This window comes from Peribacillus sp. NPDC096448, assembly GCF_044762675.1.
In the GTDB taxonomy this organism is placed as follows: Bacteria; Bacillota; Bacilli; order Bacillales; family DSM-1321; genus Peribacillus; species Peribacillus frigoritolerans_B.
Window position 1 is genome coordinate 261,896 of sequence record NZ_JBIWEU010000006.1, and the last position, 23,582, is coordinate 285,477.

At 35.0% G+C, this 23,582-nt stretch carries 26 protein-coding genes, 1 pseudogene and 1 riboswitch; of the genes and pseudogenes, 18 read left to right on the forward strand and 9 right to left on the reverse strand.

The window, feature by feature from the left end; translation table 11 throughout:
- Nucleotides 1–25 precede the first annotated feature (25 nt).
- Nucleotides 26–1,129 (reverse strand): 5-methyltetrahydropteroyltriglutamate--homocysteine S-methyltransferase, encoded by a 1,104-nt coding sequence (locus ACIQ0C_RS13075; RefSeq protein WP_403060444.1) that lies wholly within the window; start codon nucleotides 1,127–1,129, stop codon nucleotides 26–28.
- A gap of 82 nt (nucleotides 1,130–1,211) precedes the next feature.
- Nucleotides 1,212–1,313, reverse strand: a riboswitch (SAM riboswitch).
- Nucleotides 1,314–1,467: 154 nt separating this feature from the next.
- Between ACIQ0C_RS13075 and ACIQ0C_RS13080 the strand changes: the two genes are divergently transcribed.
- The 6 genes from ACIQ0C_RS13080 (at nucleotide 1,468) to ACIQ0C_RS13105 (ending at nucleotide 8,783) form a co-directional block, all read left to right on the forward strand.
- Entirely contained in the window at nucleotides 1,468–1,887 is a 420-nt protein-coding gene (locus ACIQ0C_RS13080) for a hypothetical protein (RefSeq protein ID WP_403060447.1), read from the forward strand.
- 172 nt (nucleotides 1,888–2,059) lie between these two features.
- Nucleotides 2,060–2,602 carry a glycerol-3-phosphate responsive antiterminator gene (locus ACIQ0C_RS13085; RefSeq protein ID WP_061465361.1) on the forward strand — a complete coding sequence of 181 codons (543 nt, stop codon included), beginning with the start codon at nucleotides 2,060–2,062 and terminating at the stop codon, nucleotides 2,600–2,602.
- Between the two features lie 228 nt (nucleotides 2,603–2,830).
- Nucleotides 2,831–3,655 (forward strand): MIP/aquaporin family protein, encoded by an 825-nt coding sequence (locus ACIQ0C_RS13090; protein WP_403060450.1) that lies wholly within the window; start codon nucleotides 2,831–2,833, stop codon nucleotides 3,653–3,655.
- 21 nt (nucleotides 3,656–3,676) lie between these two features.
- A complete protein-coding gene (glpK, locus tag ACIQ0C_RS13095) occupies nucleotides 3,677–5,167 on the forward strand; it encodes a glycerol kinase GlpK (RefSeq protein WP_403060453.1) in 1,491 nt (496 codons plus the stop codon).
- A gap of 304 nt (nucleotides 5,168–5,471) precedes the next feature.
- Nucleotides 5,472–7,124 (forward strand): glycerol-3-phosphate dehydrogenase/oxidase, encoded by a 1,653-nt coding sequence (locus tag ACIQ0C_RS13100; RefSeq protein ID WP_403060456.1) that lies wholly within the window; start codon nucleotides 5,472–5,474, stop codon nucleotides 7,122–7,124.
- Between the two features lie 204 nt (nucleotides 7,125–7,328).
- The gene (locus tag ACIQ0C_RS13105) at nucleotides 7,329–8,783 is read left to right on the forward strand and encodes an alanine/glycine:cation symporter family protein (RefSeq protein WP_403060459.1); all 1,455 of its coding nucleotides are present in this window, start codon (nucleotides 7,329–7,331) and stop codon (nucleotides 8,781–8,783) included.
- Between the two features lie 291 nt (nucleotides 8,784–9,074).
- Here the strand turns inward: ACIQ0C_RS13105 and ACIQ0C_RS13110 are convergent, their stop codons facing one another.
- Together ACIQ0C_RS13110 and ACIQ0C_RS13115 are read right to left on the reverse strand one after the other, a co-directional pair.
- Complete coding sequence (locus ACIQ0C_RS13110; protein ID WP_403060462.1) at nucleotides 9,075–9,821, reverse strand: LytR/AlgR family response regulator transcription factor; 747 nt, start codon at nucleotides 9,819–9,821, stop codon at nucleotides 9,075–9,077.
- A 13-nt stretch (nucleotides 9,822–9,834) separates the two neighbouring features.
- Entirely contained in the window at nucleotides 9,835–11,172 is a 1,338-nt protein-coding gene (locus ACIQ0C_RS13115; RefSeq protein WP_403060465.1) for a sensor histidine kinase, read from the reverse strand.
- Nucleotides 11,173–11,443: 271 nt separating this feature from the next.
- Between ACIQ0C_RS13115 and ACIQ0C_RS13120 the strand changes: the two genes are divergently transcribed.
- The 10 genes from ACIQ0C_RS13120 (at nucleotide 11,444) to ACIQ0C_RS13165 (ending at nucleotide 17,092) form a co-directional block, all read left to right on the forward strand.
- Nucleotides 11,444–13,231, forward strand: a complete 1,788-nt coding sequence (locus tag ACIQ0C_RS13120; protein ID WP_403060468.1) for a hypothetical protein — start codon at nucleotides 11,444–11,446, stop codon at nucleotides 13,229–13,231.
- Nucleotides 13,232–13,245: 14 nt separating this feature from the next.
- A complete protein-coding gene (locus ACIQ0C_RS13125) occupies nucleotides 13,246–13,971 on the forward strand; it encodes an ABC transporter ATP-binding protein (protein WP_403060471.1) in 726 nt (241 codons plus the stop codon).
- Nucleotides 13,972–14,312: 341 nt separating this feature from the next.
- A complete protein-coding gene (locus ACIQ0C_RS13130) occupies nucleotides 14,313–15,008 on the forward strand; it encodes a YIP1 family protein (RefSeq protein WP_403060474.1) in 696 nt (231 codons plus the stop codon).
- Nucleotides 15,009–15,055: 47 nt separating this feature from the next.
- On the forward strand, nucleotides 15,056–15,256 hold the full coding sequence (locus tag ACIQ0C_RS13135) for an uberolysin/carnocyclin family circular bacteriocin (RefSeq protein WP_403060477.1): 201 nt from the start codon (nucleotides 15,056–15,058) through the stop codon (nucleotides 15,254–15,256).
- Nucleotides 15,257–15,297: 41 nt separating this feature from the next.
- Nucleotides 15,298–15,498, forward strand: coding sequence for a hypothetical protein (locus ACIQ0C_RS13140; RefSeq protein ID WP_403060480.1), 201 nt, complete (start codon nucleotides 15,298–15,300; stop codon nucleotides 15,496–15,498).
- A gap of 42 nt (nucleotides 15,499–15,540) precedes the next feature.
- Entirely contained in the window at nucleotides 15,541–15,741 is a 201-nt protein-coding gene (locus ACIQ0C_RS13145; protein ID WP_403060483.1) for a hypothetical protein, read from the forward strand.
- A gap of 42 nt (nucleotides 15,742–15,783) precedes the next feature.
- Nucleotides 15,784–15,984 carry a hypothetical protein gene (locus ACIQ0C_RS13150; RefSeq protein ID WP_403060486.1) on the forward strand — a complete coding sequence of 67 codons (201 nt, stop codon included), beginning with the start codon at nucleotides 15,784–15,786 and terminating at the stop codon, nucleotides 15,982–15,984.
- Between the two features lie 42 nt (nucleotides 15,985–16,026).
- Complete coding sequence (locus tag ACIQ0C_RS13155) at nucleotides 16,027–16,227, forward strand: hypothetical protein (RefSeq protein WP_403060486.1); 201 nt, start codon at nucleotides 16,027–16,029, stop codon at nucleotides 16,225–16,227.
- Between the two features lie 42 nt (nucleotides 16,228–16,269).
- Complete coding sequence (locus ACIQ0C_RS13160; RefSeq protein ID WP_403060488.1) at nucleotides 16,270–16,470, forward strand: circular bacteriocin, circularin A/uberolysin family; 201 nt, start codon at nucleotides 16,270–16,272, stop codon at nucleotides 16,468–16,470.
- Between the two features lie 106 nt (nucleotides 16,471–16,576).
- On the forward strand, nucleotides 16,577–17,092 hold the full coding sequence (locus ACIQ0C_RS13165; RefSeq protein ID WP_403060491.1) for a stage II sporulation protein M: 516 nt from the start codon (nucleotides 16,577–16,579) through the stop codon (nucleotides 17,090–17,092).
- 137 nt (nucleotides 17,093–17,229) lie between these two features.
- Here ACIQ0C_RS13165 and ACIQ0C_RS13170 read toward each other — a convergent pair.
- The 6 genes and pseudogenes from ACIQ0C_RS13170 to ACIQ0C_RS13195 all read right to left on the reverse strand — a co-directional run bounded on the left by ACIQ0C_RS13170 (nucleotide 17,230) and on the right by ACIQ0C_RS13195 (nucleotide 22,535).
- A pseudogene (locus tag ACIQ0C_RS13170) lies at nucleotides 17,230–18,084 on the reverse strand (IS3 family transposase).
- Between the two features lie 376 nt (nucleotides 18,085–18,460).
- Nucleotides 18,461–19,654: an ABC transporter permease gene (locus tag ACIQ0C_RS13175; protein ID WP_403060494.1), complete on the reverse strand. Its 1,194-nt coding sequence runs from the start codon at nucleotides 19,652–19,654 to the stop codon at nucleotides 18,461–18,463.
- The gene (locus ACIQ0C_RS13180) at nucleotides 19,651–20,340 is read right to left on the reverse strand and encodes an ABC transporter ATP-binding protein (protein WP_403060497.1); all 690 of its coding nucleotides are present in this window, start codon (nucleotides 20,338–20,340) and stop codon (nucleotides 19,651–19,653) included. The genes ACIQ0C_RS13175 and ACIQ0C_RS13180 overlap by 4 nt, the downstream gene beginning before the upstream one ends.
- Nucleotides 20,337–21,470 carry an efflux RND transporter periplasmic adaptor subunit gene (locus ACIQ0C_RS13185; protein ID WP_403060500.1) on the reverse strand — a complete coding sequence of 378 codons (1,134 nt, stop codon included), beginning with the start codon at nucleotides 21,468–21,470 and terminating at the stop codon, nucleotides 20,337–20,339. Before ACIQ0C_RS13185 ends, ACIQ0C_RS13180 begins: the two co-directional genes overlap by 4 nt.
- Nucleotides 21,471–21,700: 230 nt before the next feature.
- A complete protein-coding gene (locus ACIQ0C_RS13190; RefSeq protein WP_403060503.1) occupies nucleotides 21,701–22,213 on the reverse strand; it encodes a DUF1129 family protein in 513 nt (170 codons plus the stop codon).
- Nucleotides 22,203–22,535: a PadR family transcriptional regulator gene (locus ACIQ0C_RS13195; protein WP_403060540.1), complete on the reverse strand. Its 333-nt coding sequence runs from the start codon at nucleotides 22,533–22,535 to the stop codon at nucleotides 22,203–22,205. The genes ACIQ0C_RS13190 and ACIQ0C_RS13195 overlap by 11 nt, the downstream gene beginning before the upstream one ends.
- A gap of 300 nt (nucleotides 22,536–22,835) precedes the next feature.
- On the opposite strand from ACIQ0C_RS13195, the gene ACIQ0C_RS13200 reads away from it, so the two are divergent.
- Together ACIQ0C_RS13200 and ACIQ0C_RS13205 are read left to right on the forward strand one after the other, a co-directional pair.
- Entirely contained in the window at nucleotides 22,836–23,471 is a 636-nt protein-coding gene (locus ACIQ0C_RS13200; RefSeq protein WP_403060506.1) for an accessory gene regulator ArgB-like protein, read from the forward strand.
- A complete protein-coding gene (locus ACIQ0C_RS13205; RefSeq protein WP_402836305.1) occupies nucleotides 23,452–23,571 on the forward strand; it encodes an AgrD family cyclic lactone autoinducer peptide in 120 nt (39 codons plus the stop codon). Before ACIQ0C_RS13200 ends, ACIQ0C_RS13205 begins: the two co-directional genes overlap by 20 nt.
- Nucleotides 23,572–23,582: the final 11 nt, after the last annotated feature.

Sequence of the window (23,582 nt, forward strand, 5' to 3'; positions counted from 1 at the left end):
AAGTTTCAAAGCCTACGGAAAATAATCATTCCCATACTTCTTTTGCTGCTTCAACGACGAATTTCAGCTTTTCCCATTGCTGATCTTCGGTTAGCTTGTTGCCGTGATGGGTGGAGGCGAAGCCGCATTGAGGGCTTAAGCATAATTGTTCGAGCGGAACGAATTCCGAGGCTTCTTTGATGCGTGCCTTAACAGCTTCCCTGTCTTCGATTTCTCCATTTTTTGAAGTGACGACTCCCAGGACGACACGTGCTCCGCCATTTGGAATGTATTCCAATGGTTTGAAATCCCCTGAGCGTTGATCATCATATTCCAAGAAGAATCCATCCACTTTTTCTTTTGCCAATAAAGTTGGGGCGATACGGGCATAGCTACCTTCAAACGCCCATGTCGACTGGTAGTTTCCGCGACATAGGTGGGTAGTGACGACAAGGTCTTCTGGTTTGCCTTCCAATGCTCCATTAATGACACGAAGTGCAAGATCAATTAACTGTTCCCTCGTATATTTTCCATCTTTGAACTGGAAATCTGGAGATGAAAGTCTGGCAATATATACATCATCCAATTGAAGATAACGCACACCTGCTTCATAAAAGGCTTTCAAAGCGTGCTGATAGGCTTTGATGATATCATTTGCATATTCTTCAATATCAGGGTAGATGTCTGCATTATGAATGCCTGCAGCAAATAATTGATTCGGACTGGGAATGGTTTGCTTGGCAACTGCACGTCCGTTCACGATTTGGTCCAATTCAATGAAATCACGAATGAAGGGATGTTCAGGGTTGAATGAAACCTTCCCGGTATTGCGGACATTATATCTCTCTGTTTCCACACCATCGAATGTGAGGCCTTTTTCAGTAACATATCCCTCGATGCCATTTAAATGTTCGAGGAAGTCAAAGTGCCACCATGTTCGCCTGAACTCACCGTCCGTAACGGCCTCTAATCCAACTTCAATTTGTTTATCGACAATCCGTTCGATTTCTTCGGTTTCAACTTCACGGAGCCGCTCTGCCGAAAGGGTACCATCCCTAAATTGTTTCCTGGCAATATGTAAACGTTCTGGTCTTAATAAACTTCCGACGTGGTCCGCCCTGAATGGTGCTTTCGTTAATGTGATGGACATGTTGCATTCCTTCTTTCCTTTTAAAAATAAAAAACCTCTTCTTAAAAATAAGAAGAGGTGTTGGCAACAAAGCTATATACTCTTCTTATCTTCAAGCTTTTACACTTCTGGAATTAGCACAGTACAAGATCAGTCTGTTGCTGAGGCATCAAAGGGCCAGTCCCTCCACCTCTCTGGATAAGAGTTGTCTATTAAATTAACTATGACTATACAGGTAGTTTTTATAAAGGTCAAGGGCTGGAGCTGGAATATTTAGAATATACCGTTTATTGATTCGGGCTGAAATATTAACCGCATCAGGGAATCCGGCATATGCTTTGAGTGGGGGGAATGCAAGGATGAGTCCATTCAAAAGTGGCATACCGATAACGGTAACTGAAGCCATGATAGAGAGAATCATAAAAATGAAATCATCTGGCCAGGAAATTAAAGTCGAGATTACACCAAAGCATATTGTGCTTTCCGGAACGATGGAAGTGAAGAAAATGATGTTTAAGAAAGACGTAGCTTTCCGGATTATATTAAAACCGGTTCATGTGGAAAGAAGAACGATTACGTTTGAATTAGTGGGAATGGAACCAATTGACAGTAATTTCATCAACCAAAGGATATTTAACAGACCGCCATTTTTTGAATATGAAAAAAGAGCGATCAAAATCAATGCTAATGCGTGGAGCATCGTGAGAAAAATTCCCATTGGCACAATTAAATCGTATGAACTCGTCGAAGGTGCTTTGAAAATGAAACTTTCTTTATGATTTAAGGGATATTTTACATACATCCTTAGCTGCAATCTATAAAGAGTGTGCCAGTTATGTTAGTGTTAAGATGACATTGTTCATGAAAAAAATGTGTTTGATAAATCAAGCTCTTTAAAATATACTAAATGACTTGAAGTTTTGAGTTTTTCTGGGAATGAGGAGGATAATAATGGATCAGAAGATTTTGCCTGCTTCGGCAAGCATGAAGGATTTTGAAAGATTTCTAGAAAGTTCCTATGAAATAGGTGTGTTTCTTGATTTGCATATATCACAATTGAAAAATGTAAGCATGATGGCAAAGCAGCATAATAAGAAAATGATCTATCATGTCGATTTGATCCATGGCATAAGAAGCGATGAGTACGCGACAGAATTCATTTGTCAGGAATATAATCCCTATGGGCTGATTTCTACCAAATCAAACGTTATATTGAAGGCGAAGCAAAAGGGGGTCATTGCCATCCAGCGAATCTTTTTAATAGACTCACATGCGCTTGAGAAAAGTTATAAGCTGGTGCAGAAAACCAAGCCGGATTATATCGAAGTACTGCCGGGCGCTATGCCATGGATGATAAAAGAAGTGAAGGAACGGTTGCAGACACCGATTTTTGCAGGTGGCCTCATACGTACTTCGGATGAAGTCCTGAATGCCCTTGATGCCGGGGCGTCGTCAATCACCACTTCAAAAACTGAATTATGGGATATCGTCTAATAGGGGGAAATTGAAAAAAATTACAGAAAAATAGATTAATTTTTTTTACAAAATATTGACAGCGTTTTCATAACCTAGTATATTTTACAGTACAAGTTAATAAATGTGAAGGAGACTAGGAGATTCACAACAGATCTATTCATAATTTTTTTATGAAGATAGTTCTGCTGCGGATCTCCTTTTATTTGTTGGCAAGGTTTAAAAATTTATCAGGGGAGGCGTTTTATCATGACTTCATTTTGGGGAGAAGTGTTAGGTACGATGATATTGGTTTTATTCGGGGCAGGTATTGGTGCTGGTTCATCCTTAAAGGGCTCCTATGCAAAAGATGCTGGCTGGATCGTTATCACGATTGCGTGGGGGTTGGCTGTTACCATGGGTGTTTTTGCAGTGGGGTCCATAAGCGGGGCGCATTTAAACCCGGCGGTCACATTAGGGTTTGCCATTATTGGAGAATTTCCATGGAGTGATGTGCCCGGTTATATCGTTGCCCAAATGATTGGCGCGATCCTCGGCGCAACTCTAGTATTCCTGCACTATTTGCCACACTGGAAAGCTACGGATGATCCAGGAGCGAAGCTTGGTGTGTTCGCGACTTCGCCTGCGATCCCGCACACATTTTCAAATCTATTAAGTGAGATGATTGGAACTTTCATCCTTATTCTTGGTTTATTATTTATAGGTGCCAATGATTTTACAGAGGGCCTAAACCCATTCGCAGTCGGGTTATTGATTGTCGTGATCGGGATGTCACTTGGGGGAACGACAGGATACGCCATTAATCCGGCCCGTGACCTGGGGCCGCGCATCGCTCACTTTTTGCTGCCGATACCTGGTAAAGGCAATTCCAATTGGGGGTATTCATGGATTCCGGTCGTTGGACCGATTGTTGGGGGTTCACTTGGTGCCGTTTGTTATAAAGCATTCTTTATGGGGGAAATAACGGCAGGATTTTGGTCTGTTTTGGGTGCAAGCCTGGTACTATTGATATTAGCCTATGCTTTTGGTAAAAAACAGTCACATGAATTGGATAGCAGAAATATCGCTAGTTAATTAAAAGGAGGGGCATACACAATGGAAAAATACATTTTATCATTAGATCAAGGAACAACAAGTTCGCGGGCGATTTTATTTAATGAAAAGGGGGAAATCGTCCATTCCTCCCAAAAGGAATTCACACAGCATTTCCCTAAACCAGGCTGGGTCGAGCATAACGCCAATGAGATTTGGGGATCGATCCTGGCGGTGATTGCCGGTGTACTATCTGAATCGGGTATAAAGCCAGAGCAAATTGCCGGTATCGGGATCACCAATCAGCGTGAAACGGCAGTCGTTTGGGATAAAGAAACAGGTGCCCCTGTCTATAATGCGATTGTATGGCAGTCCAGGCAAACAAGTGAAATCTGTGATGATTTGAAGGAAAAGGGACTAAATGATTTATTCCGGGATAAAACGGGATTGTTGATAGATGCCTATTTTTCCGGAACGAAAGTGAAATGGATCCTCGATAATGTGGAAGGGGCACGACAAAAGGCGGATGAAGGCAAGCTGTTATTCGGTACCATCGATACTTGGCTGATCTGGAAGCTATCAGGAGGCAAGGCCCATGTAACGGACTATTCCAATGCATCCCGGACATTGATGTATAATATCCATGAACTGAAATGGGATGAAGAACTGCTTGAGATATTGACTGTACCAAAGTCGATGCTGCCGGAAGTAAGGCCTTCCTCTGAGGAATATGCACGTACGATCGAATATCATTTCTTCGGCCAATCGATTCCGATCGCCGGGGCAGCCGGTGATCAGCAGGCAGCATTATTCGGCCAAGCCTGCTTTAATGAAGGAATGGCTAAAAATACGTATGGAACAGGCTGTTTCATGCTCATGAATACAGGAGCCAAGGCTGTCAGTTCCGAACACGGACTATTGACGACCCTTGCCTGGGGACTGAATGGGAAGGTCGAATATGCACTGGAAGGCAGTATATTCGTAGCTGGCTCCGCCATCCAATGGCTGCGCGATGGCCTAAGGATGCTTCATGATGCCAAGGACAGCGAAACCTATGCAAAACGGGTGGAAAGTACGGATGGAGTATATGTGGTACCGGCTTTTGTAGGACTTGGAACTCCATATTGGGACAGCGAAGTGCGGGGAGCCGTTTTTGGTTTGACGCGCGGCACATCGAAAGAACATTTCATTCGTGCCACACTTGAATCACTTGCGTATCAAACGAAGGATGTCCTTGATGCAATGGAGGCGGATTCAGGAATCGAGCTGCAAACATTAAGAGTGGATGGCGGGGCAGTCAAGAATGACTTCCTGATGCAATTCCAAAGCGACTTATTACGGGTGCCTGTCGAGAGGCCGACCATAAACGAAACTACAGCATTAGGTGCTGCATACTTAGCCGGCCTTGCTGTCGGGTATTGGAAGGATCAAGAAGAAATCTCCCGGCAATGGGCGGTAGACAAAACCTTTAAACCATCCATGGAAGAGCAAGATAGTGAAAAATTATATGAAGGCTGGAAGAAAGCCGTACATGCCGCTATGGCGTTTAAATAAAAAACAACATGTATTCTTTCTCAAATGAGCTGGAGTATGCTATAATGAAATCAAGTTAATAACTCGGCCGGAGAACAGGAGAGACCATGAATGCGTTATCGTTAATTCGATAATGTGCATTTATGGTCTCTTTTTTTGTTTTTAATGGCAGATTAGGGATATTAATATCTATATAAACTATGCGAACAAATGAACCAATTGAATATAATGACCGAATTCACGAGTAAAAGTGCAGAATTCACGAGTAAACGCAGAATTCATACAAAAAAACAATAGAATGCAATACTTAAAGGAGGAGTCAGGCATGAGGTTTTCAAATATATATCGGGCAGAAACGGTCGAAACTCTGAAAAAAGAGAAATATGATGTGGTTGTCATTGGTGGGGGAATTACAGGTGCAGGGATCGCCCTGGATGCAACGACCCGTGGGATGAAAGTGGCTTTGGTTGAAATGCAGGATTTTGCTGCAGGTACTTCAAGCCGCTCGACAAAACTTGTTCATGGCGGCTTGCGGTATTTGAAGCAATTTGAAATAAAAATGGTTGCCGAGGTTGGTAAAGAGCGAGAAATCGTTTATGAGAATGGACCGCATGTGACCACGCCGGAATGGATGCTGTTACCGATGCATAAAGGAGGCACCTTCGGGAAATTCAGTACCTCCATTGGACTTCGGGTATATGATTTCCTTGCGGGGGTTAAAAAATCCGAACGCAGGAAAATGCTTTCTGCGGATGAAACACTTAAAAAAGAGCCTCTCGTCAAGAAAGAGGGACTGAAGGGCGGAGGCTACTATGTTGAATATCGGACAGATGATGCACGTCTTACGATTGAAGTCATGAAGGCGGCTGTCGATAAAGGTGCAACACCGATAAATTATACAAAAGTAGATAAATTGTTATATGAAAACGGTAAGGTGAACGGAGTCCAAGTTGCCGATTTGCTTTCAGGTGATGCTTATGAAATATACGCAGACAAAGTTATCAATGCAGCAGGTCCGTGGGTGGATTCCATTCGTGAGAAGGACCAATCGAAACAAGGGAAGACGCTGAAGCTATCCAAGGGTGTTCATGTGGTCATCGACCAATCGAAATTCCCGTTGAAGCAGGCACTTTATTTTGACACGCCTGATGGCCGGATGATTTTTGCCATCCCGAGAGCCGGTAAAGCTTATGTAGGGACTACGGATACTTTTTATGATGGTGACCCTGCAGTGCCGACCGTTACTTCCGAAGACCGTGCCTATCTATTAAACTCCATACATTATATGTTTCCAGAAGTGAACATTACGGATGATGATATCGAATCCAGCTGGGCTGGGGTAAGGCCGTTGATTCTTGAAGAAGGGAAAGATCCTTCTGAGATTTCAAGGAAAGATGAAATATGGGAGTCCGATTCTGGCCTTATCACGATTGCGGGTGGGAAATTGACCGGTTATCGAAAAATGGCCAAAACGACGGTCGACCTTTTGGCAGGGAAGCTTGCCCAGCAATCCAATAAAACTTACCCAGCCAGCAGCACTAAAGGAATGCCGATTTCCGGAGGGGATGTCGGGGGATCAAGCAACTTCTCCGATTATATCAAGCAACATGTTCAAATGGGAGTTGACTCAGGACTCGCTGCAAAGGACTCCAAAGAGATATTGGCCATGTACGGGTCCAACGCACCTGTGTTATTCGATATCGCCAAAAACGAAGGAGACGGAGGAGCGAGCAGCGGCCTACCAAAGAAATTGTTCGTACAGCTGAAATACGCAGTGGATCATGAAATGGCCGCAACTCCAGTGGATTTCTTCTTCCGCAGGACGGGGACACTATTATTCGATATCGATTTAGTCCAAACGCATAAACATGCAGTGATTGATTATATGGCTGGATATTTTGGATGGACGGAATCAACAAAAATGGAGAGAACCAATCAATTGGAACGGGAAATATTGGGTGCGATTAGAGTATCTTGACCTATATTTAAAAAACATGACGCCGGCGGAATCGCTGGCGTTTTTTTTGAATACGGGATGTGATTATCGGGGTATTTGCAAGTGTAAAAATAAAAATGTTTATGTAAGGTTTCCTTACGCAAAAACTATTGTTTAATCCATCAAGATGAAATATAATCATTAAAAGATAAATTAGAATTTTCAAACTATAAAGGGGGAGCTTGATTGTCTGAATTTATTACGGCTTTAAATGGAGTTTTATGGAGTTCACCAGTCATTTATATTTTATTGGGAGTGGGTTTATTATTCTCGATTTTAACCCGTTTTCTGCAAGTGAGGCATATTAAGGAAATGGTCCTCTTGATGTTCCAAGGCAAAAGTTCGGAAGCGGGGGTTTCCTCTTTCCAGGCTTTATCCATAGCCCTTTCAGGTAGGGTCGGTACAGGTAACATTGCAGGAGTGGCGACGGCTATCGCCTTTGGCGGTCCCGGTGCCGTTTTCTGGATGTGGGCCATCGCATTCATAGGAGCGGCCAGTGCATTTGTGGAATCCACTTTAGCTCAAATTTACAAAGTCAAACAAGATGGACAATATCGGGGAGGCCCTGCTTATTATATTGAAAAAGGGATAGGGTGGAAGTGGTTTGCTGTTCTTTTTGCATTTGCAGCCCTTATAGCCATGGCCATCCTTATGCCAGGTGTTCAATCCAATTCGATTGCTGCCGGGGTGGAAAATGCATTTGGCATCAAACCGGTGTTCACTGGTTTGGCAATCGTCCTTTTACTTGGCTTCATTATATTCGGCGGTGTAAAACGGATAGCTAATGCTGCAACCTTAATCGTGCCTTTCATGGCCCTTGGTTATATATTGCTATCTGTTGTCATCGTCCTATTGAATATCACTGAATTACCGGGAGTCATCTCTTTGATATTCAGAAGTGCCTTCGGATTGGATTCTGCATTTGGGGGGATCATTGGCATGGCGATTGCTTGGGGAGTGAAACGCGGCGTTTATTCGAATGAGGCCGGCCAAGGGACAGGAGCTCATCCGGCGGCTGCGGCTGAAGTATCACATCCCGCAAAGCAGGGTCTTGTTCAAGCATTCTCGGTTTATATCGACACATTGTTCGTTTGTTCCGCTACGGCCTTCATGATTTTATTTACAGGCATGTATAATACACAAGCGGAAAATGGTTCATATATCGTCAATAATTTGGGAGATGTAACTCCTGGTCCAGGGTATACACAAGCGGCAATCGATAACGTAATCCCAGGTTTTGGTGCTGGCTTTGTTGCAATCGCCCTTTTCTTCTTCGCCTTTACGACGATCATGGCCTACTATTATATTGCTGAAACCAATATCGCCTATTTAATGCGCAACCGGAATGGTAAATCGGCCATGTTCGCCTTGAAGCTCATCATCCTGGCGGCCAGTTTTTACGGATCCGTGCGTACGGCAGAGCTGGCTTGGGCATTAGGTGATGCTGGACTAGGAATTATGGTATGGCTCAATGTCATTGCCATTTTAATTCTTGCTAAACCGGCGCTCATTACGTTAAAGGATTACGAAAAGCAAAAGAAAGCGGGGATCGATCCTGTTTTCAATCCAAAAGCTTTAGGCATAAAAAACGCCGATTTTTGGGAGCGTGAATACACCGGCGACAAGGAAAACGTTTCTTGAGGGAAAATGCCCTTGAATTCATTTAATAGAGGAAGATACATGAAAAACCAGCTCAAGTTATTTACGAGCTGGTTTTTTATAGTTTTTCCATAAACTAGGGGGATGGTATGTTAGCTAAACTAGCTCAAGAAATTGTGAATATAACCAGATGGCCATAGCCTTTTTTAAGATTTCAACTTCTTGCTTTAACCGAAGGTTTTCCTTCTGTTTTAAGAAAAATATTTAAAAGTAAAATGGCTGCAACTATTATGCATTCTACAATGAATTTTGAAATAGACCAAGCTTTTAAATCTAAAGGTTTTCAGCAACTGCATTTCTTAATTCACTATATTTGTTTTTGCTCACTCTAATTTCAGCTTTTACGTTTTCAAGTTCTATTAAGTAGGATCTCATATACTCGTCCGGCTTAATCTCTACAATTTTGGATAATGGAATTAAAAATGATTGATGTGGGCGAAAGAAATTATGTTTTACAAGCATTTTTTCTAACTCATTTAACGTATTACTACATTCTATTTCTTTTTTTTCTTTAATATTTATAATGCATTTCCTTCCTCTTTTTTCCACAAAATTAATTTCTTGTATATTAATAAAATGAATAGAACTTTTATCTCTCACAGTAATTTTCTTTGGTACTTTGACACTATTTTCTATCGGCGATATTCCTTTTTTATGATGGCTATGAAATTGAATTAGAGATTTTTCAAGACGTAAAGGACTTACTGGCTTTAGCAAAAAGTCTACAGGATATAATTCATACCCATGTACAGCATAATCTGAATGACCTGTTACAAAAATCAAGAGTATATGAGGGAATTGGTTCTTAATGGTTTCAGCCAATTTAAAGCCATTTATATAAGGCATGTCTATATCCATAAAAATCAAGTCAATTTTTGTTGTGTGCAAAAAGTCTATTACTTCTCTAGGATCTGAATAACTATAAATATTTTCGATAAATGGATATTGAGTCAATAAACTCCTTAACATATTAATACATTGAACATTATCATCTACGGTTAATACATTATAATTACTCACTCTTATTTCTCCTTTATATAGCTTTATTTTTTTCTAACGCTGGAATTCTCGCAATAAAAGAAGTAGTACTGTTTGTAGTCTCTAGATAAATTAGTCCTTCATACTTTTCCATAATTCTTTTAGTAGTTACTAAACCAATACCTTCGTGGTTATTTGATTTAGTAGTAAATTGTTTTTCGAATAGTTTGGAGGCTACTTGCTCATCAATCTCTCCATTATTAGTTACAGTAAATATGTATTCATTAGATGAATTTTCAAATTCTATGAGTACTTCAATCCACTTTTTTTGATCTTTTACACGAGATAATTCATCTATTGCGTTTGATATTAAATTTCCAAGTACACGATTAATATCAGTTACTTTACATGGAATATTTACAAGTGAATTTTTTACAATAATCGACATATTAATATTCTTTCCTTGAGCTTGCTGCTGTAGTGTTAAAAGTATTGCGGAAATTGCATGGTGATGGAGAGGGATTATTTCGTTAATCCCTCTAACATCATCGATAAGCTCTTCTATATATTCCTCAGTATCCTGAAATTTTTTCTGTGCAATTAATCCATATAATGTACTCAAATGGTGAACAAAATCATGACGTTGAGACTTTATAACTTGGAAATATGTTTTAATCTCTGCTTCATGTTGTTTCTCTAATAGCTTTTCTAATTTCTGAGATTCATTTTTTAATACAAGTTGCGAGAAAAAAAGTAAATAAAATGTAGATACGATCGTTACAAATAAAAGAGACGAATTTGTCTGTTTTAAATAAAATAAATTGTAAGATATAGTGAAAGCAACAATAATAATTAATATCATTGTAATACACGTTAAGATCATGTACTTTGGTCCATATTTCCTATAAAATGAATCATTTTTATCTTTATAAACCATATCCCAGGGTATAAAAGATAAATTATATCTAATAAACAAGAAGCCTATTAAGTTTATTAAAATGATATGTGGTAATGCTATTAAAATTTTCTCAAAAGAATCAGCTTCCAATAATTTAATAACATCGAGCATATTTTCTAAAAAGAGTAAAGATAATAGTTCTCCTAATAATAGTATGCAGAGTCCCAGAACAACTGAAATAAAAGAAGCAATAAAGCTAATCTTAAATATTAAATTAGCTAATATAAACAAAATTAGGAAACTACACAAAAATGTAATCCCTGGAGCAAAGGTTGTAGTTAACTTCAACAACAAGATCAATGTTGTTCCTATTAAACTAAGTGCAATAATTTGTTTTTTAACTTTACTAAATTTCATTCCTAGAAAAGCAATTAAGAAATACGTTAAAGAAATTATTTCCAAAAAGGTGCCAAATGTTTCGATTAAAATGTCCATCTCAATTCCTTTTACCCCCTATACAATATTTAACATAGCATATAATGGGATTTTTTTATATCAAAATATCATTATTCGAATAATCCATACGTAAAATAATAGTATTTGGATTTTTTTGCTCAGCTAAATGCGCAACAATTTGGTCTTAATAAGCCTAAAAAAACCCTAATTAGGAAGAAAGTATAGACAAGAATATCTGTTTATTTTAAATTGTTGTAAGAAGTTTTATAATCTACTACATGGTAATGCAATATAGTAAGGGAGTGATGACATGATTACTAAGTGGTTGAAGTGGAAACTAATTATTCGATGGAAGAATCAGTGGAATTATATTAAGGTTTTTAGGAATTTATCCGTTGGTAAAAATTTATGGGTTTTAGTCTGTGTCCAAAATATATTTAATTCTTTTCTAATCTTTTTTGGAACTTACTTTCTTTTAAAATATACAGTATTTAATGAGCACTTCACTAATAATCAAGTTAAACAAGGTTTAGTTATTAGTGTTATCTTCAAGTTTTTATCTACTATACAAGATCATTATGAAGTTTTGTGGTCTATAGTGTTCTTTTTAATTATAATATTTGCATTAATTTCAGGAATGAATTCCTCTAAATGGCAACTTCAATCTAAAGATCAAGATTGGCTGATTATTACTCTTAAAATTAGAAAATCTAAAGCAAAAATCTTTCTATATTTAGAGTCTATAGTATGGGACACTAAAGACTTTATTTTTAATTACATTCCCATTTTAATAGCACTGGGAATAGTTACTCAAGTAAATTGGTTATATCTTATAGGGTTAATCATCCTCACTTTACTCAGTTATTTACTTTTAACCCTCTTAATTTCTATTTTGCATAACAAATATATTCAATTGCAGCAGTATAAATGGAATTTTCTGTTTAGAACAGCAACTAATATTGTTCTTAGACTAATTACAGTCTACTTAGCATTTTTAATTGGAAAAATTATTTCTCCTTGGGTCAAGAAATTTCCTCTGACAAGTAATCATGTTGATTATGAAAACTATAATCAATGGATAAATGAAGGAGTAGATGTCGTTATTAATATTTTCAAACCCATATCAACGATTTTTTTACATCCATACATGCCTTATAACCTGTTTACAAATATTTTATTTAACGGAATCCACTATAACTCTTTATTAAAATTAGCTATGTTTTTTGGAGTACTTGTTGTGTTCATCTTTATATTATCAAAGGTAAGTGGTAATAAGACGAATACATATTACCCTTTTATAAAAATAGAATATATAAACAGTTTTTTATCAAAATTAATTCCTGGAACATCTTATACAGAAATTTTAGCTAAACACCATTATCGAACTGAATACCTACGCTACAGGTTCCCAGCTGTACTAGGCTCCTTTTTATTTTGGATAATCTGGGGAACCGTCACAGGGCTATTACAGACCCTCAACTATGGTGAAGATATATATTTTTTAATCATCTCATTTTATTTGTTCTTTATAACTTACTTTTATGTATATTCAATTTTTACAGAGTTAAACGGAATGTTTTCTTTAGATGGAGAAGGAAAACAAGTTATCACCTATTTATTAAATGGAAAGTCATTATGGGATGTATTTAAATATAGATTTCATTTCTTTACTCTTACAAGCCTACCATTGTTAATTATCGCTGACATTGTTTTTTTCTTTATAAATCATATGAATCTTATGCTAAGTACTTTAACTCTTTTGTTGCATGTGATCAGTTTTTTCTTCTTTTCTTTGTTAATGTTTCTACCAGGAGTCATTAGACCTCATTTTAATTACAGCAATATTGAACAATTAGACGATTATGCTGACAAAAAAATTATAGCTGATATAATTCGTTTTTCTACTGTAGGTTTTATTATTCCTATGTTGATGGTTCCCACAGCTCTATTGTTAGTGGATACTATAGGTTTATTTAGTTACTTAGGTATACAGTGGGGTGCGGTGGTAATAATACTTTTCATATCATTTGGCATCTTGTTGTTAATTATCTCTAATCAACTATCTAAAAAGTCCACCTTAGAGCAAATAAATTTATAGAGAGAAGGTAAGTTATGTGTGATTCTTTAATCTTTCAAAATGTTAGTAAATTCTTTGAATCAAAAATAATATTAAATAATATTTCATTCAATATAGAAAAAGGGAAAATCACAGCATTTCTTGGTCAGAATGGAGCAGGAAAAACGACGACTTTAAAGATTGCCATGGGCCTTCTCATTCCAGATGAAGGTGAAGTATTCATAAATAATAAAAGTATAGAAAATATGAAAAAAGAGGTTACTTTTATACCTGATTACCCATATTTATATGAAGAATTAACTGGACGTGAATACCTTAAATTCATTATAGAGCTGACTAATTTAGATATATCTGATGAAGTAGTAAACGGGCGCATCACTTATTACGAATTGGATAAAGAGGTTGATAAAATAATTAAGAATTTGTCATTGGGTAATAAGAAAAAACTAGCTTTACTTGGCAGCTTATTAAATAAACCAAGTGTATTACTCTTAGATGAATTTATATCTGGAATAGATCCAGTAAATATGAAAAAAATTAAATCTATTTTAAAAGACTATACTTTAGAGGGAAACTCAGTTTTACTATCTACTCATCAATTAGAAGTTGCCCAAACATTTTGTGATGCACTTGTCTTAATCAACGAAGGAAAAATTATTAAACAGGAAAGAGATATATCGAGCATTTTTAAGGAAAGTGAAAATTTAGAAGAATACTTTATTTCAATTTTAAATATGACAGGAGAAACTCAAAATGACTAAAAAATTTTTCATGCTAGCTACATTTATTTTTTTATTATTTGCGTCACCTCCTTTGATAATAGCTATCTATCAGAGCCAGTTAAAAGATATTATGGTAATTTCTTTGATAATTATTATAGTCTTCTCCATAACTACTTACGAATTTATTAGAAGAAAAAATTAAAAAAAGACTAAATCCTTATAAAAAGTAAAGGATTTAGTCTTTTTATTTTGGTCACTAATATTAATGAATTTATCCCTGAAAATACAAAAAACGACCATAATATCTAAAAAATGTTTATTTTTTCAATTTTTATTGTACTATTTATTCAGGAAACAACAAATGAATAGGAGGATATTTAATGCTTAATGATTCTGAGGTAATGGAAAAGAAAGAAGCTATTCTACTCTCCACTACCCACCCACTTAGTTTAATTAAAGTCTTACTCAATCCTGTTACTTTTTTTAATAAGTTAAAAACTGAAAGGAAACTAGGAATTAATATATTTATCATTCTAGTTCTATATGGAATTGTAACTTTCTTTCTTTCGCAACATTTATTAATGAATAACGACATCAGTTCTACTCTTCCAAAAGAGTTACAAAATGAAAAAAGCCAGCTGATCATGGTTATGGGAACTACATTAGTAGGTATATTTCAATTTGTATTTACAGTTTTAATTTCCACTTTAATATATAAAGTAATATTATTTCTTACACAAATTCGAGTTACATTTAAAGGACTATTTCATATAGTAATGGTTGCCCAGATACCTCTAATTATTGGGAAAATGATTAACTTAATCTTTATCAATAAAGATACAGTTGAAATGCCTATTACTAGTTTAGGATTTACAATAAAGCCTTTTACAGACTCTCCATTTTTACTGAATTTCTTTTCTAATATTGAAATATTTAGTATATGGAGTTACTTCATTATTGCATTAGGAACTAGCGTATGTATTGGAGTAACCAGAAAGAAAAGTATGTTGATTATTTTCTCTACTTGGTTAATATTCTTAACTCTATCTTCTGTCTTAATAGGTTTCTTTAATTAGAAGAAGATAGTAAGTATATTTTTTTTGCACTGAAGGGAGGTGAGAACATGGAGATGATCGTTAATCTAGTAGGAACACTTGGTATTTCTAACTATTGGGCTACATTAATTGTAAATGCTATTATGGCTGGAGATACTGTAACTCAATTATTAGCTGTATTTGGAAGTTTCGGTTTAACTTCAACACTTATTAGTATACTCAGAGATTTAATTAAAAAAATTGGTAAGCAACAAACGATTGCTTACTAATAAATAAAAAGAGAGTAATAAGATTAAAGGAGGGGAATTTCATGGAAGTGGTAGCATACATTACAGGAGCACTTGGTATTTCTGATTATTGGGGAAACGTTATCATTACAGCAATTGAGGCAGGCAGTACAGTATTAGCTTTGATTTCAATGTTCGCGAGCTTTGGATTAACATCTGCACTTATCCTGACGGCTAAATCACTATTGCAAAAAGGCTATAGAAAGACTGCACTTGCTTATTAATAATATAAATAAACGAAATTACTTTAAGAGGAGGGGATCTTCATGGACGTATTAGCATACATTACAGGAGCACTTGGTATTTCTGATTATTGGGGAAACGTTATCATTACAGCAATTGAGGCAGGCAGTACAGTATTAGCCTTAATTTCAATGTTCGCGAGCTTTGGATTAACATCTGCACTTATCCTGACGGCTAAATCACTATTGCAAAAAGGCTATAGAAAGACTGCACTTGCTTATTAATAATATAAATAAACGAAATTACTTTAAGAGGAGGGGATCTTCATGGACGTGTTAGCATACATTACAGGAGCACTTGGTATTTCTGAATACTGGGGAAACGTTATCATTACAGCAATTGAGGCAGGCAGTACAGTATTAGCCTTAATTTCAATGTTCGCGAGCTTTGGATTAACATCTGCACTTATCCTGACGGCTAAATCACTATTGCAAAAAGGCTATAGAAAGACTGCACTTGCTTATTAATAATATAAATAAACGAAATTACTTTAAGAGGAGGGGATCTTCATGGACGTGTTAGCATACATTACAGGAGCACTTGGTATTTCTGAATACTGGGGAAACGTTATCATTACAGCAATTGAGGCAGGCAGTACAGTATTAGCCTTAATTTCAATGTTCGCGAGCTTTGGATTAACATCTGCACTTATCCTGACGGCTAAATCACTATTGCAAAAAGGCTATAGAAAGACTGCACTTGCTTATTAATAATATAAATAAACGAAATTACTTTAAGAGGAGGGGATCTTCATGGACGTATTAGCATACATTACAGGAGCACTTGGTATTTCTGAATACTGGGCAAACGTTATCGTTTCGGCAATTGAAGCAGGCAGTACAGTATTAGCTTTGATTTCAATGTTCGCGAGCTTTGGATTAACATCTGCACTTATCCTTACAGCTAAGTCATTATTGAGTAAAGGCGCTAAGAAAACTGCAGTTGCCTACTAATTCAATTGCTTTTACAAATTAATTATAGCGAGGGGAACGATGTGCGTCGTTTCCCTTAATTTATTATAGCAAAATTCTCCCCCAAAAAAAATATTAAGGTGATAATATGGAAAAATTATTAAAAGATAGATATCTATTACTATTATCAGTTTCATGTTTTTTCTTAAGTTTAGTATTAGGATTAGGTTTAGTATTAACCGCAGATGTAAATACAGCAATCGATAATAGCAGTAATTATTATAGCAAAAGGGAAGGCATTTCCGGATCAGTGTTCTTTTTCATTCAAAATTTCAAAGTTGCACTTATGTTAATTTCAGGGATTTTTTGTTTTGGGTTTTCAACCTTTTTAGTATTGGTTATCAATGGCTTTTGGCTTGGTGGTGTTATAGCAAGTCAATATTTAAGTGGGACTAGTATAGTAGATTTATGTTTAAGTATATTGCCGCATGGAATCTTTGAAATTCCTGCCTTATTATTATCAGGTTACATAGGATTTATTGGGCTTAAATTTTATTTCCAAAAGAAGAATTGGAAAAGAAGCATGGTTACTATAGGAATTATCATATTACTACTAATGTTAGCAGGCGCTGTCGAGGGATTTATAACACCTAAATATATCTAATGTATATACTTTATAAGCACAAACCTTAATCCCCATATAAATGGAGATAAAACAATGGATTTGAGTCAATATTTTGGACACTAAAAAGTTAAATCTAAAGCTGTATTCCTAATTCGATCTTCAATGGCTTAAGGGGTTTAATAGCCCAAGCTGCTGTGAATTCTTTTTCGGTTATACCAACTTTCAATAAATTGGAACATAGCTAATTTAGCTGTTTAATAATCTAGATATTGTACGTGGTTGACTTCTTCCTTTTTTAATAGGGATGAAAGGATTCAATAAAGGCATTATCGTACGGGCAACCTTTCTAAAGGGTTGCTTAATATGATGGTTTTGGATATGTTGAGTAAACTCACAGCTTGTATATTGTGGGCCAAGATCCGTATGAAGAACTAGGTTTCTCCGAGGGCTTTTGTGATAAGTGTGCGTTATTAAAAGCTTTTATGACCAGTTCTGTTGCCATTGAACGAGAAAATGAATACCCTATTATTTTCTTAGAATGAAGGTCTGATACCGAAGCACGTGTGGATATACGTAATATCTGCTACCCATTTCTCATTAATGGTTTGAGTAGTGAAGTCTCGTTTTAGCAAATTATTCAATTGAATAACCATTTCTTTAGATGGGTAGGGACGGTATTTTTTCTTAGTAATAGAACGAATTCTCACCTTGCTCATTAAACGTTGAACACGCTTAACTTAGAGAAAAACTTTGGTTAATAAGCTTTCATGCATCTTCGGAGCCCCATGCCATCCATTGTTTTCCAAGTAAATGAGATGAATTTCCTTCGTTAGTTCCTTGTTTTCCTGTTCGGGATTTGATACGACTATTTGAAGGGACTGATAATGGCTGCTAATTCCTTTGGAGTCATGGAATCTTCCCCTAAACCGATAGGAGTAAATTCCTTAACCCATTTTATAAATGGTAACTTCTGATACATATTCGCAGCTTAATTCTTTGACCGAATTACCCGAGTGATAAAGATCTACAATAGTTTTCTTGAATTCATTATTATATTTTTTACTAGTATTCTTACGTTACAAGACGGACACATCCTCTCAAAAATCATTGTAAGGACTTAACTAAAATGTGTCCATGAAACTATACTAACTCCAACAATGTTATATTCTGTGCATTTTTAAGTTGATTAAATCATATAGGGATTATTCATAATTGCGGGTTGAAATTTATTTACTATATACCTTCTACTTCAAGAATAAAGTATAGGTATTATTTATTTAAAATAAGTAAAAAAGCAGGTTCGTTAAAAAAGAACACTGCTTTTAATATCTTTAATAAATATTTTTTAAACTTTAATTTGCTCTCTAACCGAGATATGTATTAAGTACTTAATAACCGAATATAGAATTATTCATACCGTAGAGATTCAATAGGGTCAAGTTTTGCAGCTTTGTTGGCTGGTAACATTCCAAAAATAATTCCTATCGTCATCGAGAATAATACGCCTCCTAGAACAACCTGCCAAGAAACAAAAGATGGCCAACCTGCTAAAAGGGATACTAATGAAGCACCTCCTGCACCTAATAAAATACCAAGTATACCTCCAATAAGAGTTAGTGTAATGGATTCAATTAAAAACTGAGTTAAAATCTGAGATTTTGATGCTCCTAAAGCCTTACGTATACCAATTTCTCTTGTCCTCTCCGTAACAGATACGAGCATAATATTCATTACTCCAATTCCACCTACTAACAAGGAAATTCCGGCAATAGATCCAATCACTAAAGTCATAATTTTCGTTATGCTTCCAATACTATCTGCGATCTCTTTTAAATTGTTGACTTGATATGAATCTTCTGTATAATGTTTTTCATTTAATAACGCTGTTGCATTATCGCCCACTTCGGCTAACTGATTTGCATTAATTACTTGAAGACTAATTTCACTATAATCTATCTTCCCAAAACTCGATTTATAAGTATTATTAGGAATATAAATCTCACTCATCCCAAATGATAAAAACCCAGTTTTCTTTTGAGTAACACCAATAATCTTAATTGGCTGACCTTGAATCCAGATAACATTTCCTATAGGATCTTTTTTGTCAAACAACTCTTTACTAAGTTCGTTAGTAATAACGCCTACTCGATTACCAGATAAGAAGTCTGAACTGGTTAACATTTCTCCTTTAGCAACTTCTAGCTTATTTACTGTTAAATAAGCTTCATTTACAGCATTCACTGTTGAATCTGTAGTTTTATCTCTATAGTGTGTTTCCATACTTGTAGAGCTAGATGCAACTACACTTTTCACGCCGGATATATCCTTTAGGTCGTTTACATCACTTTCTGTGAAAGCGGGCTGTTCCATAATATTGGGATTAGACTGCAATTCTTCATCTGAAGGTTGATAATAGACCTCTATTGTGTTGTTTGGGCCAGTAATTTTCGATTTAATCATTTGTTCTCCACCCTGCCCAATTGCTACAACTACAATAACGGCTGCAACTCCAATAATAATACCTAACATTGTTAAAATGGATCTCATTTTATGAGCTAAAACAGAGGACAATGCCATACGAATATTTTCTATAATATTCATATTGTTAGATTCTCCTTATTATTGAGATTTAAAATTTCTCCATCTCGTACAGTGATGGTTCGCGATGCATATTCTGAAACTTCTAGTTCATGTGTAATAAGGATGATTGTTGTTCCAGCCTGATGAAGTTGTGCAAACTGTTTCATGATTGTATCACTAGTCTTGGTATCTAGAGCTCCTGTAGGTTCATCTGCAAGAATTAATGAAGGTTCATTGACAATTGCTCTAGCAATTGCTACACGTTGTTTTTGGCCACCTGACAATTCATTTGGCAAATGATTTATTCGTTCACTCAAACCTACTTTTTGTAAAGCTATTTCTGCTCTTTTTCTTCGTTCTTTTCTCGAAAAGCCAGCATATATCATGGGAAGCTCTACATTGTCAACAGCACTTAGTCGCGGAAGTAATTGGAATTGTTGAAATACAAAACCAATATGTTTATTTCTTATTTGAGCAAGCTGTTCATCATTAAACGTTGAAATTTCTTGTTCATTTAGCATGTATGAACCGGAAGAAGGGCGGTCTAAACATCCAATAATATTCATCAATGTGGATTTACCGGATCCAGAGGGACCCATAATAGCTACAAATTCACCATCATTTATTTTAATATTAATATTCTTTAAAATAGGAATCTCTTCTCGATTAAGATGGAAATTTTTATGTATATCCACTAATTCAATCATTGAATGTTCACCTTCAAGCCATCATTTAATTTTTTTGAGGGGTTCGATACAACTTTTTCTTTTTCAGAAACACCACTTAAAATTTCAATAAATTTGCTGGTTGTTTCTCCAACCTTTACTTTTATACGTGAAACTTCTCTATTTTCCACAACATACACATATTTATTTCTCCCTTCATTTACAATACTCTTTACTGGAAGAGATTTAGCTTTTTTACTAGTTGTTTCAATTTCTAACAAGAGTTTAAATCCAGGTTTTATGGAACTAATATCTTGATCATCAATTTTTATTTCTATTGGATATTGATTAGCATTTTCACTTGTACTATCGGAAGACGCTTGTTGCTGAGGTAAATAATCAATTTGTTTAACTGTTCCTTCCCATTTTTTATTAGGTAAAACATCTGAAGTTATTACTACTGATTGACCGGACTTGATATTTAGTGCATCATATTCTGACAATACACCGCGTGCTATATGTTGAGATGTACTTCCAATATGTATAACAGGCTTCTGTGTTTCACTTGTATTATTAACCGCCTCTTTATCAACTTCTAGGACTGTTCCCTTAATGTCACTTTTCACTTCTAAATTCTTCTCTTTTTTTAATATTGATTTTGATTCTAAATCGTTTTTTTCTAATTCTAACTTTGCTGTTTCGAGGTCTAAATTTAATTGAGTACGTTCTGAATCAATTTGATTTTTGGCCTCTTCTTTACCTAGTTCTATTTCTAAATTCTTTTGTTTTACATTAAGATTTGCAATTTGTTTGATTAAAGAGTTAATTTGTAACTGACTTGATTTTCTTCCTAGTTTATGTTGCTCTTTTTCAAGTTCTATTTCATCACTTTCATAAGTAAGGATAGGTGTACCTACCTGAACTATTGATCCCTCTGTTACATGTATCTTATCTACATTACCTTTTTCAGCGTCATAATATATGTATTGCTCATTAGCTAAGCTTAGAGTTCCAGGAATCATTACAGTACTTTTTAACGTTATTTCTTTTAATTGAGTAACATTTACATTTACCTCTTTATTACTAGCGCTTCCTTTAGATAAATATACATTTATCCCCAGTATAATAAGCACGAATAATGAAACGATAGAGATAATCAATTTTTTTTTCACTTTTCAGTTCCCCCATAAATGTTAGATATTTTAATTTTGAGTACTTAGAATAGTGTAGGACTATCCACCTTGGTAACTATTTTAATACAGCTTTTATCAAAGTGATTTTTTAATGGAAAAACATCATTTGAAAATAAGAACTTATTTTATCTTAAATGATAAAATACGATCTTAACCACTGTTCTTGTATAGAAAGGTATTATCTGAGATTATTAGGGCTATAAATGGTCCTAAAAAATTTCAATAAAAAAGCTTTTTAAAAAATAATAACTGATACCTGCAGTTTGAATAATAAGGGTCAAAATGAGAATACTTAATATAGAATTTTTGAAAGCAAATCTTTTTGTCAATTTAAAAAAAACAAAAACCACAATTCCATTCAAAATGGAAAATAGAATAACATCCATAAATAGATATGAATTATTACTAGAATTACCTACAATAATAATTATTGATATTGTAAGTAGACTAAAGCTAAAAGTTAATTTTTCTTTTATGGAGCTTTTAGGAAGTTGATCGACTAATTGTTTTGTATAGTCTCTAGGATTTTGTCCAAATAAATCTTGAAAGTCTTTCCCCTCTTTTTCGCCTTCTAGAAGATGATCCAATATCTCATCTCTAATTTCATTTCGCTTATTAGCATCTAAATCGCTGCTAGAAAGATATAAACAAAACTCTTCAAATTGCTGTTTATTGCATTTAGTTAATTTAAGTTTTAGATTTTCAATTTCTTTATAGATCATACTGATAATTTCTCACTCCTTCTCTTTCTAGAAAGTGGTTCACTGACTTTTCTAAATTACCCCATTCATCTTTAAAGTTTTTTAAAGATTCAAGACCTTCTGGAGTTATTTTGTAATATTTTCTTCTGGGTCCATTTTTAGAATCCATAAAATATGCAGATATAAGTTTTTCTTTCTGTAGCCTTAGTAATAAAGGATAGATAGTGCCTTCTCCAACTTTATTAAATCCACCTTGTCTCAATTTCTCGATTAATTCATATCCATAAACTTCATTTTTATTAATTAAGGACAAAATGCTCCCTTCTAATAATCCTTTAATCATTTGACTATAAACAGACAGTATCTCCACCGTCCTTTCTAAAATATTTTAATTATGTAATTCAAAAAAGATAATAAAAGCTAAGTTTCCAATTTTAAGTATAGTATGTTATAAAATTATCTTATAAATATTGAACTAAAATACTACAAGTACGTATAAAGGCTTAAATTAGTTCTATAATTGCCAAATTCTTTAGTTTTAGGGTGATTTATTTGTTTTAAATGAACTGTGAATAATTATTCACATTAACATTTTATGTTAATATAATGATTATAATATCATGGTTTCATTTGGGGGAATGGCGTGTATTGGGCACCTAAAGATTTATCTGAAGCATTAACAAAGAAGATACTAACGAATGATGGGAGTTTGAAGCGAAAAAAAGGGGAAATTCGTTATGGTTTAGAAATGCTGATTATTTTAATTTACCAAGTCGTAATTGTTTTATCTCTAGGATTTCTTTTACATATATTTTCTTATACTTTGCTATGCTTAGTGTCTATATCCATATTTAGGATGTTTTCAGGAGGAGCTCATTTTTCCAAATTCAATCATTGTCTGATAGCAAGTATCTTTCTTATCCTTGCAATTTCTTTTAGTTCGAAATACTTTCCGTCAATAACTGATATAGATTATTGGCATATATTTTCTTATCCATTACTAATCATTCTTATAATAAGATACGCACCAATCTTATTTAAAAAAGAAAACATTTTTAATAAGACTCAGAAAAAAAGAAATAAATTCAAATCTATTTCTATTGCATTATTGCTTATGATTTTGAGTTTATTTATTCCAAATACATATTCCTTAGTAATAGGACAGGTCCTTATCTATCAGACCTTTACAATTACACCTTTTGGTACATCTATAATACATCTATTGGATAAAAAATTATTAAAAAGGGGGAAAGTTATTAATGAAAAAGTATCTTTATAATTTAGTTGCTCTGGCAGGTCTATTTATGACTGTGGCTACATTTACTACGAGTTGTTTTTTAGGTTTATATGAGCCAAATTTACCTGAAGAGGAAGAGTAAATACTGAGGTA